This window comes from Achromobacter sp. ACM01 (assembly GCF_014851745.1).
GTDB lineage: Bacteria > Pseudomonadota > Gammaproteobacteria > Burkholderiales > Burkholderiaceae_B > Achromobacter > Achromobacter aegrifaciens.
In genome coordinates this window covers 172402-188099 of the sequence record NZ_JACVAF010000007.1, presented here as the reverse complement: position 1 = coordinate 188099, position 15698 = coordinate 172402, and the positions used below count along the sequence as shown (strand labels likewise).

The 15698-nt window shown below is 68.9% G+C and carries 17 protein-coding genes; 12 read left to right on the top strand and 5 right to left on the bottom strand.

Annotated features, from left to right (window positions below; genetic code table 11):
• Positions 1-40: 40 nt before the first annotated feature.
• The 5 genes from IB268_RS27265 to IB268_RS27245 all read right to left on the bottom strand — a co-directional run bounded on the left by IB268_RS27265 (position 41) and on the right by IB268_RS27245 (position 4747).
• Entirely contained in the window at positions 41-943 is a 903-nt protein-coding gene (locus IB268_RS27265) for a DMT family transporter (protein ID WP_054458170.1), read from the bottom strand.
• Positions 944-1097: 154 nt separating this feature from the next.
• Entirely contained in the window at positions 1098-2348 is a 1251-nt protein-coding gene (locus IB268_RS27260; RefSeq protein ID WP_054458171.1) for a D-amino acid dehydrogenase, read from the bottom strand.
• A 108-nt stretch (positions 2349-2456) separates the two neighbouring features.
• Positions 2457-2894 carry an Rrf2 family transcriptional regulator gene (locus IB268_RS27255; protein ID WP_054458172.1) on the bottom strand — a complete coding sequence of 146 codons (438 nt, stop codon included), beginning with the start codon at positions 2892-2894 and terminating at the stop codon, positions 2457-2459.
• A 61-nt stretch (positions 2895-2955) separates the two neighbouring features.
• Entirely contained in the window at positions 2956-4173 is a 1218-nt protein-coding gene (gene hmpA, locus IB268_RS27250; RefSeq protein WP_054458173.1) for an NO-inducible flavohemoprotein, read from the bottom strand.
• Between the two features lie 88 nt (positions 4174-4261).
• On the bottom strand, positions 4262-4747 hold the full coding sequence (locus IB268_RS27245; protein WP_225591506.1) for a 4'-phosphopantetheinyl transferase superfamily protein: 486 nt from the start codon (positions 4745-4747) through the stop codon (positions 4262-4264).
• A gap of 283 nt (positions 4748-5030) precedes the next feature.
• On the opposite strand from IB268_RS27245, the gene IB268_RS27240 reads away from it, so the two are divergent.
• The 12 genes from IB268_RS27240 to IB268_RS27185 are packed head-to-tail and all read left to right on the top strand — an operon-like array spanning position 5031 to position 15694.
• A complete protein-coding gene (locus IB268_RS27240) occupies positions 5031-5756 on the top strand; it encodes a beta-ketoacyl synthase chain length factor (RefSeq protein WP_054458175.1) in 726 nt (241 codons plus the stop codon).
• A complete protein-coding gene (locus IB268_RS27235; RefSeq protein WP_119451677.1) occupies positions 5753-6592 on the top strand; it encodes a 1-acyl-sn-glycerol-3-phosphate acyltransferase in 840 nt (279 codons plus the stop codon). Before IB268_RS27240 ends, IB268_RS27235 begins: the two co-directional genes overlap by 4 nt.
• A 4-nt stretch (positions 6593-6596) precedes the next feature.
• The gene (locus IB268_RS27230) at positions 6597-6857 is read left to right on the top strand and encodes a phosphopantetheine-binding protein (protein ID WP_054458177.1); all 261 of its coding nucleotides are present in this window, start codon (positions 6597-6599) and stop codon (positions 6855-6857) included.
• 17 nt (positions 6858-6874) lie between these two features.
• Positions 6875-7129: an acyl carrier protein gene (locus IB268_RS27225; RefSeq protein WP_013392999.1), complete on the top strand. Its 255-nt coding sequence runs from the start codon at positions 6875-6877 to the stop codon at positions 7127-7129.
• The gene (locus IB268_RS27220) at positions 7126-7674 is read left to right on the top strand and encodes a hypothetical protein (RefSeq protein ID WP_175162726.1); all 549 of its coding nucleotides are present in this window, start codon (positions 7126-7128) and stop codon (positions 7672-7674) included. Before IB268_RS27225 ends, IB268_RS27220 begins: the two co-directional genes overlap by 4 nt.
• A gap of 3 nt (positions 7675-7677) precedes the next feature.
• The gene (locus IB268_RS27215) at positions 7678-9378 is read left to right on the top strand and encodes an AMP-binding protein (protein WP_119451661.1); all 1701 of its coding nucleotides are present in this window, start codon (positions 7678-7680) and stop codon (positions 9376-9378) included.
• The gene (locus IB268_RS27210) at positions 9365-10117 is read left to right on the top strand and encodes a glycosyltransferase family 2 protein (protein WP_192355106.1); all 753 of its coding nucleotides are present in this window, start codon (positions 9365-9367) and stop codon (positions 10115-10117) included. The genes IB268_RS27215 and IB268_RS27210 overlap by 14 nt, the downstream gene beginning before the upstream one ends.
• Entirely contained in the window at positions 10114-11037 is a 924-nt protein-coding gene (locus tag IB268_RS27205) for a glycosyl transferase (protein WP_119451659.1), read from the top strand. The genes IB268_RS27210 and IB268_RS27205 overlap by 4 nt, the downstream gene beginning before the upstream one ends.
• Positions 11030-11473 carry a thioesterase family protein gene (locus IB268_RS27200; RefSeq protein ID WP_054458182.1) on the top strand — a complete coding sequence of 148 codons (444 nt, stop codon included), beginning with the start codon at positions 11030-11032 and terminating at the stop codon, positions 11471-11473. Before IB268_RS27205 ends, IB268_RS27200 begins: the two co-directional genes overlap by 8 nt.
• On the top strand, positions 11470-12087 hold the full coding sequence (locus IB268_RS27195; protein ID WP_119451658.1) for an outer membrane lipoprotein carrier protein LolA: 618 nt from the start codon (positions 11470-11472) through the stop codon (positions 12085-12087). The genes IB268_RS27200 and IB268_RS27195 overlap by 4 nt, the downstream gene beginning before the upstream one ends.
• Positions 12071-14431 carry an MMPL family transporter gene (locus tag IB268_RS27190; protein WP_119451657.1) on the top strand — a complete coding sequence of 787 codons (2361 nt, stop codon included), beginning with the start codon at positions 12071-12073 and terminating at the stop codon, positions 14429-14431. The genes IB268_RS27195 and IB268_RS27190 overlap by 17 nt, the downstream gene beginning before the upstream one ends.
• A gap of 15 nt (positions 14432-14446) precedes the next feature.
• Positions 14447-15694 (top strand): NAD(P)/FAD-dependent oxidoreductase, encoded by a 1248-nt coding sequence (locus IB268_RS27185; RefSeq protein ID WP_119451656.1) that lies wholly within the window; start codon positions 14447-14449, stop codon positions 15692-15694.
• The last annotated feature ends 4 nt before the right edge of the window (positions 15695-15698 follow it).

The window sequence follows — 15698 nt, the reverse complement described above, 5'->3', positions numbered from 1 at the left end:
CGGTACCGCGCGCGCCCGTCTTGAACGCCAGTGAAACTTCCTAGTCCAGCGCCAGCGTGCGGGCGCGACCGAACAGCGGGCGCTGCACCGTCTGCGCCAGCAGCACGCCGGCCAGCGTCACCGCGCCGCCCAGCAGGTGGTACATGTGCAGTTGCTCGCGCAGCATGACGAAGGCGGCCAGCGCGGTGAACAGCGGCAGCAGGTTGATGAAGATGCTGCAGCGGTTGGGCCCCAGCCGCTGCACGCCTTCGATCCACAGGAAGGACAGCAGCACCGACGAGAAGATGCCCGCGTACAGGATCAGCGGCACCGTGTTCATGTCCAGCGCAGCCTGCGCCGCCGGCACGCGCAGGTACAGCGGCAGCATGTAGAGCAGCGCGAAGATCGATTGCACGAAGGTGGACTGCCAGGCCGGCAGCGGCACCTTCCAGTGGCGCAGCAACACTCCGTACAGCGCGTAGGACAAGGCAGCCAGCAGCATCAGGCCGTCGCCGACGTGGATGCCGTGCTGGAACACGCTAAGCATGTCGCCCTGGCCCACCAGGTACAGCAGGCCGAGGAACGACAGCGCGCCGCCAGCGGCCATGCCCAGGGTCAGCGGATCCCGCAGGATCACCACGCTGAGCAGCATGCTCAGCAAGGGAATCAGCGCGGTCAGGATGGCCATGTTGGTCGCCGTGGTAGTTTCGGCGGCGCGATAGGACAGCGCCTGGAACACCGCCGACGACAGGGCGCCGTACAGCGCCAGCTTGGGCCAATGGCGCAGGATGGTCTTGCGGTTGCGCCAGGCCGGGCCGGCCGTGAACAGGCCCATCAGGAACAGGGCCAGCACCAGCCGGTAGAAGGTGATGGCGGTGGGCGAGATGGCGCTGGCGGCCATCTTGGAGACGATGACGTTGCCCGCCCAGAACAGAATGGCGAACAACGGAAACAGGTAGGACATGGTGGTTGCGCTCGGAGGATGAGGGATGGTCTCCGGCCGCTTGCGGCGCCGCTTGGGGCTACGCAGGCGGTGGAGTATCGCTATCCTATTGAGCGCGATCCAGTCCGTCTGCCGATGAAAAGGCAGTCACTATCGCAAAATGGACATCGCCGTATCAGGGGCGGAATGGCGCCGGATCCAGCGGCAGCTCCAGCCCGCCCATCTGGGCCGTCAACAGCGCGGCGCTGCCGCAGGCCAGGGTGAAGCCCAGCGCGCCCTGCCCGATGTTCAGCCACAGGTTGTCGGCGGCATGGCTGCGTCCGATCAGCGGCTTGCTGGTGGGAGTGGCCGGACGCAGCCCCGCCCAAGGCGCCGCCTGGCGCAGGTCCAGCGCCGGAAACGCCTCGTGCACCTGGCGCTTGAGCAGCCCGATGCGCGCCGTGTCGATGCCGGCATCGGCGCTGCCGATGTCGACCATGGCCGCGATCCGCAGCACGCCGCCCACGCGGGCGTAGACGATGCGCCGTTCGTAGTCCGTGACGCTGATGCGCGGCGCCACCGAATCGTCGTCCTCGGCCAGCGGCACGCTCAGGCTGTAGCCCTTCAAGGGATACAGCGGCACGTCATGGCCCAGCGGCTTGAGCAGCGCGCGCGTGCCGATACCGGTGGCCAGCACGATGGCGTCAGCGCCGATGTCGCCGTCGCGCGTGTTCACCGCCACGATGCGGCGGCCTTCGCGCTGCAGGCCCGATACCGGATTGGACATGACGCATTGCACGTTGGCCATGGTCTGCAGGCGGTCGAACAGCGCTTCGGTGAACTGGCGGCAGTCGCCCGCTTCTTCGCTGGGGGTGTAGATGGCGCCGGCCAGGCTTGCGCCCATGCCGGCCAGCGCGGGTTCCAGCGCCAGGGTCTGCGCCGCGTCCAGCACCTGCTGTTCAGCGCCGAGGTCGGCCTGGTACGCCACCAGCGCGCGCGCCTTGTCCAGCAAGGCCGGACTGCGGTAGGCGATGAGCTTGCCGTTCTTCAGATGGCCGAAATCCAGGTCTTCCTGCTCCAGCAGCGAGTGCATGACGTCCCGGCTCAGATAGGACAGGCCAGCCAGTTGGACCGTGGAAGCCTTGGCCACCGAGGCCCGGCACGCCAGCGCAAATTGCAGGCACCAGCGCCATTGATGGGGATCCAGCCTGGGCCGGAAACGCAGCGGGGAGTCCTCGCGCAGCAGCCAGCCCGGCACGCTGGGCAGCACGCCCGGACCGGCCAAAGGCGCCACGTAGCTATAACTGAGCTGACCGCCATTGGCGTAGCTGGAGACCTCGGCCGGACGCGCCTGGCTATCCACCAGCACCACGTCATGGCCCTGGCGCGCCAGGAAATAGGCCGACGTGACGCCCACGACGCCAGCGCCGATTACGCAAACCCGCATACTCTTAGATCCAGAAAGACAGGGACACGACGCTATTCTGGGACGCGCCCCGCCCGTCCGGCAAATGCCAAACTCCGCAGGGTCCATAACAAAACATCATGCCCCGCCTCAGGCGGCGCGATGCAGCTTGATGATGGCGGCGGCCGTGGGATCGCGCACCAGGTCGGCCAGGGTGTAGCCGTTGAGCGCCTCGTAGAAGGCCTGCAAGGTCTGCGCCAGCACGCCGGACAGCCGGCATGCGCCGTCCAGCGCACAGGGAGGTTCGCGGCAGTCGATCAGCGGCCCCTGCTGCTCCAGTTGCCGGATCAGGTCGCCCAGCCGGTAGCGGTCGGCGGACTGCGACAGCCGCAGGCCGCCGCCCTTGCCCCGCGAGGTGCTGACCCAACCCTGCTGCGCCATGAAGTGCACCACCTTCACCAGATGATTGCGCGACACGCTGAAGCGGTCGGCGATCTCCGGAATGGTGACGGCGGCGGACCGGTCGCGGCATTGCGTCAGGTACATCAGGACGCGCAGGCCGAAATCGGTGAATCGGGTCAGTTGCATGGCTGGGACGAAAGGGATGGACGCTGGCGGCCCGAAAGTTCAGGCCGCCAGGATACACCGCTCAGGCGGGCGCACCGCCGCTGCCGAAGGCTTCGGCATGGATGCGGTCGGCGGGCACGCCCAGGCCGGTCAAGGCTTCGCGCTGCGCGCGCATGAAGCCGGCCGGGCCACACAGGTAGTAGTCCGCGCCAGGCACGATGACTTCGTCGCGGATGGCGTTCAGATCCACCCGGCCGGCGTAGTCGTAGTCGCGGCCAGGTTGGTCGCCGTGGCCGACCTCCTCGTAGAACACCGCCTTGCGCACGTTGGCGCGTTCGGCGGCGATGCTGTTGACGTGATCGCGCATGGCGTGGACCGAGTTATTGCGGCAGCCGTGCACGAAACGGATCTGGCGCTCGTCGTTCAACCCCACCAGATGGTTCAGGATGGAGACCATGGGCGTCAGGCCCACGCCGCCGCTCAGCAGCACCACCGGCGCGCTGCCTTCCTCGCGCAGATGGAAGTCGCCCTGGGGCGGCGCCACGTCCAGCACCCCGCCCTCTTCCAGGCGGTCATGCAGGGCGTTGGAAACCCGGCCGGCCGGCGTATCGGCGCCCGCCGCTTCGCGCTTGACCGAGATGCGCAGGCGGTCCTGGCCCGGCGCGTCCGACAGGCTGTACTGGCGCGGCTGCATCAGGCCCAGTTCGGGCACGAACACGCGCACCGACACGTACTGGCCGGGACGGTAGGCAGGCACTTCGCCGCCATCGGCCGGCGCCAGGTAGAAGGACGTGATCTCGGCGCTTTCACGCTGCTTGCCCACCACGCGGAACGCGCGCCAGCCCGTCCAGCCGCCCGGCTTGGCGGCCGACTCCGCGTACAGGCGCGCCTCTTCGGCGATCAGCAGGTCGGCCAGTTGGCCGTAGGCCGCGGCCCAGGCCGCCACCAGCTCTTCCGTGGCTGCCTCGCCCAGCACTTCGCTGATGGAGGCCAGCAGATGCTTGCCCACGATCTGGTAGTGCTCGGGCCGGATGCCCAGGCTGACATGCTTGTGCACGATGCGCGTCACCACGGGCATCAGCACGGAAGGATCGTCGATGTGCTCGGCGTAAGCCGCGACCGCGCCGGCCAGCGCCTGCTGCTGCTCGCCGCCAGCCTGGTGGCCCTGGTTGAAGACATGCTTGAGCTCGGGGTTGTGCTTGAACATGCGGGCATAGAAATGCTTGGTCAGCGCGACGCCGTGCGTCTTGAGAACGGGCGCCGTGCCCTTGACCAGGGCGCGGATTTGGGGACTCAACATCAACTGCTCCTTGTGGCGCGATCGGAATCGCCATTAAACATGCATTTATAATACATCTTTAAATGCCCACTGAAAAACCCCGGGCGATTCAATCCGGCCCGCTGGCCCATGCGCCCAGGATGGCAAGCGGCGGTAACACGCAATCGGTCCCCGCGCGCCATTGGGGACGCGTGGCGCCGCCAGCCTGTCCGCGCCACGCCACGGACGCGATCCAGTCCTCGCCCAGGCGCCATGAACAGGCGCGCCACTGCCCCGGCGGCGCACGCAGGCGCCATTCCGCCTTGCCGCCGAAGTCCAGGCCTACCGAAGCCATGTCCGCAGGGAAATCCAGTCCGGCCGCCTTGATGAAGGCTTCCTTCAGCGTCCACAAGAGATAAAAGCGTTCCAATTGGGCTGCGCCTTCCAGGCCAGCCAGCGTGGCTTGCTCGGCCGGCGCGCATACCCACTCGGCCAGGCGCAAGACCTCGCGCGGCCGCACTCGCTCCAGATCGGCGCCCAACTGCCACCCGGCCGGGGCGGACGCGCAGACCGCGTGGCCGCCGCTGTGGCTGAGCGACAGGGCCGCAGGCGGCATGGCCTGCCTGATCTCTTGCAGCAAAGCCCTGCTGACCCGCCAATCGAGCTGCGCCTTCGGGCTGCGCAGCGCTTGTGCGCGCGCGGCGTCCTCCGCTGACAGCTCCTGGCTGCGGTAACCCGCAGCCGCGCCTTTGTCCGCCCACCAGATTAAAAGTTCCTGAACGTTCACGGGAGAAAGTAACAAATAGCAAGCTGAAGTGTAAGAAACAAAGGAAATATTGTGTATTATGTAACGTTTTAAATCAAAATGGCCTGACATCGCCATAGTAGAATCGCGCGCTATGTTGACGTTTTCGATCGCGCAATGGCAGGGTTGGGCGCAAGGAATCGATGGCCCCGGCGACTGGTTGAAATGGGCCGAACATCCGTTCTGCCCGATCGGAAATCAGAATCCGCCCCGCCTGGACTTCCTGCCACCCTTGCAACGCCGCCGCCTGAGCCCGCTGGCTCGCGGGGTGTTCGAGTGCGCGTGGCCATTGGCCGAGGGACGCCCGCCCATGCCGCTGGTGTTTGCCTCCCGCCATGGCGAAACCACCCGCAACTTCGGCCTGCTGCAAGCGCTGGCGGCGCACGAACCCCTGTCGCCCACGGCCTTCGGCCTGTCGGTCCACAACGCCATCGCCGCGCAGTGGTCGATCATACGCCGCGAGACCACTGAATCCGTGGCCTTGTCGGTGGAAGACGACGGCCTGGAGCACGCCTGCATCGAGGCGTCGATGCTGTTCGACGCCGGCCACCAGGACGTGCTCGTGGTGCTGGCCGAGGAACGGCCGCCCGCAGCTTACGCCCCCTGGGTGGATGACGCGCCCTACGCTTATGCGGTCGCCCTGCATCTGCAGCCCGGCGCCGACTGGACCTTGGCCCTGGCCCCGCAGGTGCGGGATGCCGCCGACAGCGCGCAGGCCTGGCCCAATCCCCTGAACCTGCTGCGCCACCTCTTGCTGCGCACGCCCGACTGGCGCCACGCCAACCGCTCCCGACTATGGACCTGGACACGCACGGCATGACTAGCGCCACGCCTCCCCGGCAGGACTTCTGGCTCTGGCGTCTGTTCGCCACCGGCATGGCCTTTACCCTTTTCGGGCTGGGCGGCGTGCTGCTGCGCGTGCTGGTGTTCCCGCCCCAACGCTTGCTGCCCGGCGACAAGGCGGACCGCCAGCGCCGCGCGCGCGGCGCGCTGAACGGCACCTTCCGCCTGTTCATCCGCTTCATGGTCCGCACCGGCATCCTGACCGTGGAATTCAAGGGCGCCGAACGCCTCGGCAAGCCCGGACAGATGATCCTGGCCAACCACCCTTCGCTGCTGGACGTGGTGTTCCTGGTCGGCCACGTCAAGAACGCCAACTGCATCGTCAAGCACGGCCTGGCCACCAACCCGTTCACCCGCGGCCCGGTGGCCAATGCCGGCTACATCACCAACGACGAAAGCTTCGACATGTTCGACCGCGCCGCCGACGTGCTGCGCGCGGGCGAAACCCTGATCGTCTTTCCCGAAGGCACGCGCACGCCGCGCGACGCCATGCCGCGCTTTCATCGCGGCGCCTGCGCCATCGCGCTGCGCGGCGCGCGCGTGGTCACGCCCGTGGTCATCAGCATGAATCCCCGCAGCCTGACCAAGGGCGAGCCCTGGTACCGGATTCCGCCCTGCCGCATGCGCTATGTGATCCGCGTGGGCGAGGACATCGATCCCGCCTCCTGGAGCGGCGCCCATCCGCTGCCCATCGCCGGACGCAAGATGAACGATTACCTGCACGCCTATTTCGAAGCCGAGCTGGCGCCCGCCGCGCCTGCCGGCGCCATCATGAATGAACAACCGCCTCGGGCGGTGGAAGTGGAGTCCTGACCGGATGAACCAACTGGAATTTGAACTCAAGACCCTCGTCATCGACTCGCTGGGCCTGGAAGACATCGCGCCCGACGATATCGACAGCGACGCCCACCTCTTTGGCGACGGACTGGGGCTGGACTCGGTGGACGCCCTGGAGCTGGGCCTCGCGCTGCAAAAGCGGTACGGCATCACCATCGATCCCGAGACGCGCAACATGCGCGAGCATTTCGCCAGCATCGCCAAGCTGGCCGAGTTTGTCACCGCGCAACGCCGCGCCTAAAGGATACGGAGTCCAGGATGCATACCCGCGACGAAATCTTCAACACGCTGCGCGGCGCGCTGGTCGAACTGTTCGAGATCGAACCTGAACGCATCACGCCCGAAGCAAACCTGTACACGGACCTGGAGATCGACAGCATCGACGCCATCGACCTGATCGACCATGTGCGCCGCCAGACCGGCCGCAAGCTCGACGCCAACGACTTCCGCACCGTGCGCACGGTCGAGGACGTGGTGCAGGCCATGTGCCAGAAACAGGACCCCGCCGCATGAAACGCGGCGTGGCGGCAGCCCTGGCCGTGGCCGGCATCGCCTATCCCTTCGCCGTCCATGCGGCGCTGGGACGGGTAAGCGCCGCCTGGCTGGCGCTGCCGCTGGCCCTGCTGTGGCTGGCGCGCGGCCTGACCGCGGATGCCGCCCGGCCGGGCGCGCGCCTGCTGCCCGCTGTGGCGGTGGCCTTCTGCCTGGTCCTGGCCGTTTCGAATTCGCAAGACTGGCTGCGCTGGTATCCCGTGCTGGTCAACGGCATGATGCTGGCTATCTTCGGCGCCAGCCTGCGGCGCGGCCGCCCCGTGATCGAGCAACTGGCCCGGCTGCGCCACCCAGATCTGCCGCCCGAAGGCGTGCGCTATACCCGCAATGTCACCCGCGTGTGGTGCGCCTTTTTCGCCCTGAACGGCAGTGTGGCGGCGGCCCTTGCGGCCTGGGGACCCTGGAGCTGGTGGACCGTCTACAACGGCGCCGTGAGCTATGTGCTGATGGGCCTGCTGCTGGCGGGCGAATGGCTGCTGCGCCCCGCCGCCGCCAAGGCGGCGTAACGCATGGCCTGGACCGATCTCGCGCAGCTGCTGCTGCCCGCCCCGCCTGACTTGGCCGATGCGCTGGTCGCCGACGAGCCGCCACTGACGCGCGAGGCGTTTGCTCGCGCCAGCCTGCAGGCCGCGGGCGCCTTGCAAGCCAGGCAGTTGCAACGCGTCGCGATCTGGTTCGAGGACGCCGCCCGCATGGCCGTCGCGTTGTTCGCATGCTGGCGCGCCGGCGTGGTCGCGGTGCTGCCGGGCGACGCCCAGGCGCAGACCTGCGCCACGCTCGACGCCATGGTGGACGCCTGGCTGAGCGACACTGATCTGCCGCTGCCGGCCGAGCGGCTGTGCCGGCTGGCCGAGCTGCAAGGCCACGCACCGCTCGCGCCCGCCGAACTGGACCCTGCGCTGACGCTGGTGCTGTGCACTTCGGGATCCAGCGGCACGCCCAAACATATCGCCAAGCACTGGCGGCAACTGATGGACGAAGTCCGCGCGCTGCAGCAGCAATGGCCGGATGCGCGCGGCCCCGTGCTGGGCAGCGTATCGGCGCAACACATGTACGGCCTGCCCTTCAGGGTGCTGTGGCCGCTGTGCGCCGGGCGCCAGCTGGACCGGCCGCAGCGCCTCTATCCGGAAGAGCTGCAGCAGGCCAGCCTGCGCCATCCGGCCTGCACCTGGATCGCCAGCCCGGCGCTGCTGCGCCGCCTGGGACAGCGGCTGGATTGGGACCAGCTGCGCGGCCGCCTGACCCGCATCCACTCGTCCGGCGGCGAATTGCCCATCGACGCATCCGACCATATCGCACAGCACCTGGGACTGCGCCCCAGCGAGATCTACGGCAGCTCCGAAACCGGCGCCGTCGCCTGGCGCGAAGGCGACAGTCCCTGGCAGCCGCTGCCCGGCGTGGCCGTCGACCTGAACGCCGAAGGCGCGCTGCGCGTGCAATCGCCATGGGTCAACCCGGCCGAGGCGCAGACCGCCGACGGCGCGGAGCTTGCGCATGACGGTTTCCGGCTGCTCGGCCGCCTCGACCGCATCGTGAAGATCGAGGAAAAGCGCATTTCCCTGCCCATGCTGGAACAGGCGCTGGCGCGCCATTCCTACGTCGCCGAAGCGCGCCTGGGAGGTCTGGCCGGGACCTCGCGCCTTGCCGCGCTGGTCGCCCTGTCGGCCGGCGGCCTGCATGCTTTGCGCAACCAGGGCCGCAAGGCGCTAGTGGATGCGCTGCGCGCGCATCTGGCCCCAGGCTTCGAATCGCTGGCCATTCCGCGCACCTGGCGCTTCTTCGCGCAACTGCCTGCCAACGCCCAGGGCAAGCTGCCGCGCGGCGTGTTCGAAGCGGCCGCGGGCCCCCGGCCGCTTGCGCCCGAGGCGCAGGAACTGCCGCGCCTGGCGGATCACGAACGCCGCTACCGGCTGGAAATCCCCTGCGACCTGGCGCATTTCAGCGGCCACTTCCCCACTGCTCCCGTTGTGCCCGGGGTTGTCCAGATCGGCTGGGCCATGTCGCTGGCACAACGCGACCTCCATCCCGAGCTGCGTTTCGCCGGCATGGAAGCCCTGAAATTCCAGCGCCTGCTGCGTCCGGGCGATACCGCCATGCTGGCGCTCAAATGGGACGCCTCGAAGCAGAAGCTGTATTTCGCCTACACGGTCAACGGCGCGCCCTGCTCTTCCGGCCGCATTCTGCAGGCAGGCGGCCATGGCCCCGCATAAGCTCTGCGCGCTCATTCCCGTGTACAACCACGGCGCCACGGTCGCCGCGGTGCACGCGCAGCTTGTGGCGCAAGGCTTGCCCTGCGTGCTGGTGGATGACGGCTCCGAACCGTCTTGCGCCGCCGCGCTGGATGCGCTGGCCGCCCAACCGCATACGCATCTGCTGCGGTGCGCGGTCAACGGCGGCAAAGGCGCGGCGGTGCAGGACGGGCTGCGCGCGGCGGCGGCGCTGGGCTATACCCATGCCTTGCAGGTCGACGCCGACGGTCAGCACGCCCTGACGGACGCGGCGGCCTTCGCCGCGGCCTCCCGTGCTCGCCCCGAAGCCCTCGTCTGCGGCGCGCCGCTGTATGGCGACGACGTGCCACGCAGCCGTCTCTATGGCCGCTGGCTGACGCGCGTGTGGGTCTGGATCAATACGCTTTCGCTCGACATCCCCGACGCCATGTGCGGTTTCCGCGTCTACCCGCTGGCCGCGGCGCTGCCCGTGATCGACGGCGCGCGCGTGGGCCGGCGCATGGATTTCGACATCGCCGTCCTGGTGCGCCTGCACTGGCGCGGCGTCGCGATGGTCTGGCTGCCGACGCGCGTGGCCTACCCGGAAGGCGGCATTTCCCACTTCCAGGGCCTGCGCGACAACCTGCTGATCAGCCGCATGCACGCGCGCCTCTTCTTCGGCATGCTGGCGCGCTCGCCGGCGCTGCTGTGGCGCCGGCTTGCCGGAGGTCAGCGTCCATGAGCGCCACAGATCAGCATTGGGCCGATCAGCCCGAGCGCGGCAGCGCCCTGCTGATGCGCCTGACCGCCTGGGCCGCGCGCACCCTGGGCCGCCGTTTGGTCGCGCCCGTGGTCTGGCTGGTCGTGCTGTATTTCTATGTCAGCGGCGCCCGCGCCCGGCGTTCGATCGCGGCCTACCAGCGCCGTCTGGCGCAATCCGGCACGCTGGCCGAGCCGCTGCCGCGCCGCATGCCGGTCTACCGCCAGTACCTCGCGTTCGCCAACGCCATCCTGGACAAGCTGGACGTCTGGCAGGGCAAGATCACGATGGCCCATCTGGACATCTCCGACCCTGACGGCCTGCACGCGCAGATGGGCAGCAACCGCGGCCAGATCCTGGTGGGCTCGCACCTGGGCAATATCGAGGTCTGCCGCGCGCTGGCGGAGCAAAGCGGCACCTTGAAACTCAATGTGCTGGTCCACGACAAGCACGCGGTTCACTTCAGCCGGCTGCTGCACGAGGCCGGCGGCGGGCTGCGCATGATCCAGGTCAGCGAACTGGATGCTCCGGCCATGCTGGACCTGGCGCAGCGCCTGGACCGCGGCGAATGGCTCGCCATCGCCGGCGACCGCGTGCCGCTGCAGGGCGACCGTTGCACGCCGGTGGACTTTCTGGGCGCCAGCGCGCTGTTCCCGCAAGGGCCCTGGCTGCTGGCGGGCCTGTTGCGCTGCCCGGTCAACCTGCTGTTCTGCACGCGCCACGGCGCACGCTACCGCGTCGCGATGGAACGCCTGTCGGACGGCATCGAATGGACGCGCGCCACGCGCCAGGCCCGGATCGCCGAGCTGGCCCAGCGCTACGCCGACCGTCTGGCCGCACACTGCCACCTGGCGCCGCTGCAATGGTTCAACTTCTACCCTTTCTGGAAAGACGATGCGTAAACGGGGCGCCATTGGCGCTGAAGTCGAAATCCGTGTGCCCTTCTTCGACGTGGATCCGCTAAACGTCGTCTGGCACGGACACTACGTCAAGTATCTGGAACAGGCCCGCTGCGAACTGCTGGACCTGCTGGGACACAACTACGACGCCATGCGCGCCAGCGGCTACGCCTGGCCGGTGATCGACCTGCATCTGCGCTACGCGCAGCCCGCACAATTCGGCCAGCGCCTGAAGGTGCGCGCCGAACTGGTGGAATGGGAGCACCGGCTGAAGATCAACTACCTGATCCTGGACGCCGCCAGCGGCCAGCGCCTGACGCGGGCCACGTCCGAACAGGTGGCGGTCTGCATCCAGACCCGCGAGATGCAGCTGACCTCGCCCGCCGCGCTGGTCGATGCCGTGCAACGCAAGCTGCAATCGATGGAGACGCCCGCATGACGCGCCGCCTGGTTTTCATACGCCGCCTGTGCGCCCTGCTGGCCTTGGCCCTGCTGCCGCTGGCCGCTCGCGCCTTCGACCTGGCCGACCTGCAAACGCAGCTGAACGCCACGCCGGTGGTGCGCGGCCATTTCGTGCAGCAGAAGTTCCTGCGCTCGCTGCCGCAGCCGCTGACCAGCCGCGGCGATTTCACGCTGGCGGCGGGCAAGGGCCTGCTGTGGCTGCTGCGCACGCCGATCGCGCAGGACCTGCGCATCGACGCCCGCGGCATCTCCCGGCGCGACGAAGCCGGCAAATGGCAGGCTCTGCCGCAGCATTCCGGCGCCGGCCGCGAGAACCGGCTGTTCCTGTCCGTGCTGGCAGGCGACACCGCCGGGCTGCGCGAAAACTTCGACCTGGCGCTCACTGGCGACGCCAATGCCTGGCAGCTGCTGCTGACGCCGCGCTCGGTTCTGCTGCGCCAGATCTTCGACAACATCCAGATCAACGGGGGCAAGCTGGTGGACCGCATCGAACTGCGCGAGACGCAGGGCGACCGCAGCGTGCTGCAAATGACGGATGCGCAGGCCGCCCAGGCCCTGACCGCCGAGGAGCAACGTGCGTTCGCCGATTGAGCGCTGGCTGCCGCGGCTGTTCAAGCTGGGGCTGCTGCTGATTCTCTGCGCCGGCGCCTGGCAAAGCCGCCACGGCTGGCCGGTGTCGGCCAACCTGATGGAGCTGGTGCCCCAGGCCGGCGCCGACGCCACCCGCCAATTAGCCGAGGCCCGCATCCAGGAGCCCCTGTCGCGCCAGCTCATCGCGCTGGTCGCGACTCAAAGCGCAAACGCCGGCGCGGATGCCGCGGCCCCCGCGCGCCTGCTGGCGCAGCGCTGGACCGACAGCGGCCTGTTTTCTTCCGTGCAGGTGGAACTGCAAATCGACGTGCCCGCGCTGCGCGCGCAACTGCTGGCGGGCCGGCTGGCCATGCTGCCGGCGGCCGACCGGCATCAGCTCGAGACCGATCCCGCGGCCTACGCCCAGCGCCGCGCACGCGAGCTGTCCGATCCATTTTCATCTTCGGGCCTGGTGCCGGCGGACCAGGACTGGCTGGGCCTGACGCGCCGCGCCGAACAGGCGCTGCGCCCAGGCGGCGCGGTGCAGTACGACATGGGCACGGGCACCCTGCAGGCCGAACACGCCGGCAGACGCTGGATGCTGGTGCGCGCCGAAACCCGCGGCGATGCGTTCGACGCGGCCGCGCCCCAACAAATCGCCGCGCAGCTCGAACAGGACCGCGCGGCGCTCGGCGCGGCCGGCGCCGAGCTGCTGGTGGCCGGCGGCCCCCTGTACGCCGCCGCAGGCCGGGCGCAAGCGGTTGCCGAAAGCAGCTGGATCGGTACCGGCGCCACCATCGGCATCGTGCTGGTCCTGCTGCTGGCGCTGCGGCGCGTGCGCGCGCTGCTGGCTTTCGTGCCGGTCGCCGTCGGGCTGCTGACCGGCGCGGTGGCCTGCGTGGCAGTGTTCGGCTCCATCCACGTCCTGACCCTGGTGATCGGCGCGAGCCTGATCGGCGTAGCGGTGGATTTCCCCATGCATTGGCTCGGCAAGAGCTATGGCATGGCCGACTGGCAGGCCTGGCCCGCGCTGCGGCGCGTCCTGCCCGGGCTGACCATCAGCCTGGCAGCCAGCCTGGTCGGCTACGTCGCGCTGGCGTTCACCCCGTTCCCCGCGCTGACGCAGACCGCGGTGTTCTCGGCCGCCGGCCTGCTGGGCGCCTACGCCTGCACCGTGTGCCAGTTGCCGGCCTGGATGGACGGCTGGCGGCCCCGCCCCTGGCAGCCGCTGCTGCGTTTTGCCGAGGCCGCGCTGCACGCGCGTCAGCGCCTGGCCGGACGCCGCGCCGCGCTGTGGCTGGGCGCCCTGGCCCTTATCGCCGCCACTGCCGGCGGCATCAGCCGGCTGAGCATCCAGGACGATCTGCGGCAATGGCTGAGCCTGCCCGCGCCCTTGCTGCAGCAGGCCCGGCAGATCGGCGAAATCACCGGCTTCATGCCGACCAGCCAGTTCTTCCTGGTGCGCGCGCCCGACGCCGACGAGCTGCTGCGCAGGCAGGCGCGGGTGTCGCAGGCGCTGGATGCGCTGGTCGCGCGCGGCGATCTCGCCGCCTACAACGCCTTGAGCCAGCTGGTCTCGCCGGCCGCCGACCAGAAGGCGCTGGGCGCGACGCTGGCCAGCCTGGCCGGGCAGCCCGACGCCTGGAAGCCGCTTAGCGACATCGGCATCCCCTACGCCGCCTTGCGCCTGGAACTGCAATCCATGGCCGCGCTGCCGCCGCAGGCCATCGAAGACGCGCTGCAAGGCCCGCTGGCCGAACGCTGGCGGCCGCTGTGGCTGGGCGTGCGTGAAGGACAGGCCGCAGGCATGGTGACCTTGCTGGGCCTGCGCGACGCGTCCGCGCTCGAGGCCATCGCCCGGGTTGCCCCGGACGTCACGCTGGTGGACCGCAGCGGCGAACTGAATCGCATGTTCGCGGCCACGCGCATCGAAGCCGCCGAGCTCAAGCTGCTGTCCTATGGGGTCGCGGCGCTGTTGCTGCTGCTGACTCTGGGCCGCGCCGCCGCCTGGCGCATCCTGGCCGTGCCGCTCGCGGCCACCGCATGCAGCCTGGCCGCGCTGGGCTATCTGGGCCAGCCGCTCACCCTGTTCAGCCTGTTCGGTTTGCTGCTGGTGTCGGCCATCGGCGTGGATTACGCCATCTTCATGTACGAGCGGGTCGCGGGCGCGGCCGCCAGCCTGGTCGGCATCCTGCTGGGCGCCGCCACCACGCTGCTGTCCTTCGGCCTGCTCGCCGTCAGCCAGACGCCCGCCATCGCCAACTTCGGGCTGGCGGTCGCGCTGGGCGTGGCCTTCTCGCTGCTGTGGGCGCCATGGATCAATCCGCCGCGCGCCGCCGCGCCGCATCCTGCTTTCAATAACTAAAAGGAAATACCCGGCATGGAACATCGCGAAGTCGTAGTCATAGGAGCGGGGCCGGCAGGCGCGGTCGCCGCCGCCCTGTTGAAGCGCCAAGGACATGACGTCCTGATGCTGGAACGCCAGCAGTTTCCGCGTTTTTCCATCGGCGAAAGCCTGCTCGCCCATTGCCTGGAATTCGTGGAAGAAGCGGGCATGCTGCCGGCGGTGCAGGCCGCCGGCTTCCAGGTGAAGAACGGCGCGGCGTTTGCCTGCGGCGAGCGCTATACCCACTTCGATTTCCGCGACAAGTTCAGCCCCGGCCCCGGCACCACGTTCCAGGTGCAGCGCGCGCACTTCGACAAAGTGCTGGCGGACGATGCCGCCCGCCAGGGCGTGGAAGTGCGCTACCTGCAGGAAGTGACGGCGGCCGATTTCGACGGCGACGCCCCCTTGCTGGATGTGCGCGGCGCCGATGGCGCGTCCTACCAGGTGCAGAGCCGGTTCGTGCTCGATGCCAGCGGCTACGGCCGCGTGCTGGCGCGCCTGCTGGACCTGGAGCGCCCGTCGTCGATGCCGCCGCGCAAGGCCATCTTCACCCATATCGAGGACCGCATCGACGACCCCGCCTTCGACCGCGAGAAGATCCTGATCAGCGTGCACCCGCAAGAACGCGGCATCTGGTACTGGCTGATCCCCTTCTCCAACGGCCGCTGCTCGTTCGGCGTCGTGGGCGGCGAAAACCTCTTCGGCGGCCCCGGCCAGGACCTGATGGCGACGCTGCGCGAGATGGCCGACGCCGCGCCCAATCTCAGGCGCGTCCTGAAGAACGCCGTCTGGGACACGCCCGCCAATACCATCGGCGGCTATTCGGCCAGCGTGACGCAGCTGCACGGCCCCGGCTACGCGCTGCTGGGCAACGCGGCGGAATTCCTGGACCCCGTGTTTTCCTCGGGCGTCACCATCGCCCTGCGCTCGTCCAAGCTGGCGGCCGACGCGCTGCACCGCCAACTGACCGGTGCGCAGGTCGACTGGCAGGCCGAATTCGCCGATCCGCTGATGGTGGGCGTGGAGACCTTCCGCGCCTATGTCCAGGGCTGGTACAGCGGGGAATTCCAGGATGTGGTCTTCTACGAGAACGCGCAGCCCGAGATCCGGCGCATGATCAGCTCCATCCTGGCGGGCTACGCCTGGGACCGGAACAACCCCTTCGTCGCCAACCCGCAGCGCCGCCTGCGCATGCTGAGCGAACTTTGCCGCGGCGCCGAAGCGCAGCCGCTGCCCGCCTGATCCC

Bases quoted from the DNA above. Each gene is read 5' to 3' on its own strand.
- IB268_RS27265 (WP_054458170.1), bottom strand. From the start codon at position 943: ATGTCCTACCTGTTTCCGTTGTTCGCCATTCTGTTCTGGGCGGGCAAC.
- IB268_RS27220 (WP_175162726.1), top strand. From the start codon at position 7,126: ATGAAACGCGGCGTGGCGGCAGCCCTGGCCGTGGCCGGCATCGCCTAT.
- IB268_RS27235 (WP_119451677.1), top strand. From the start codon at position 5,753: ATGACTAGCGCCACGCCTCCCCGGCAGGACTTCTGGCTCTGGCGTCTG.
- IB268_RS27210 (WP_192355106.1), top strand. From the start codon at position 9,365: ATGGCCCCGCATAAGCTCTGCGCGCTCATTCCCGTGTACAACCACGGC.
- IB268_RS27245 (WP_225591506.1), bottom strand. From the start codon at position 4,747: ATGCCGCCTGCGGCCCTGTCGCTCAGCCACAGCGGCGGCCACGCGGTC.
- IB268_RS27215 (WP_119451661.1), top strand. From the start codon at position 7,678: ATGGCCTGGACCGATCTCGCGCAGCTGCTGCTGCCCGCCCCGCCTGAC.
- IB268_RS27225 (WP_013392999.1), top strand. From the start codon at position 6,875: ATGCATACCCGCGACGAAATCTTCAACACGCTGCGCGGCGCGCTGGTC.
- IB268_RS27185 (WP_119451656.1), top strand. From the start codon at position 14,447: ATGGAACATCGCGAAGTCGTAGTCATAGGAGCGGGGCCGGCAGGCGCG.
- IB268_RS27200 (WP_054458182.1), top strand. From the start codon at position 11,030: ATGCGTAAACGGGGCGCCATTGGCGCTGAAGTCGAAATCCGTGTGCCC.
- hmpA (WP_054458173.1), bottom strand. From the start codon at position 4,173: ATGTTGAGTCCCCAAATCCGCGCCCTGGTCAAGGGCACGGCGCCCGTT.
- IB268_RS27260 (WP_054458171.1), bottom strand. From the start codon at position 2,348: ATGCGGGTTTGCGTAATCGGCGCTGGCGTCGTGGGCGTCACGTCGGCC.
- IB268_RS27230 (WP_054458177.1), top strand. From the start codon at position 6,597: ATGAACCAACTGGAATTTGAACTCAAGACCCTCGTCATCGACTCGCTG.
- IB268_RS27255 (WP_054458172.1), bottom strand. From the start codon at position 2,894: ATGCAACTGACCCGATTCACCGATTTCGGCCTGCGCGTCCTGATGTAC.
- IB268_RS27205 (WP_119451659.1), top strand. From the start codon at position 10,114: ATGAGCGCCACAGATCAGCATTGGGCCGATCAGCCCGAGCGCGGCAGC.
- IB268_RS27195 (WP_119451658.1), top strand. From the start codon at position 11,470: ATGACGCGCCGCCTGGTTTTCATACGCCGCCTGTGCGCCCTGCTGGCC.
- IB268_RS27240 (WP_054458175.1), top strand. From the start codon at position 5,031: ATGTTGACGTTTTCGATCGCGCAATGGCAGGGTTGGGCGCAAGGAATC.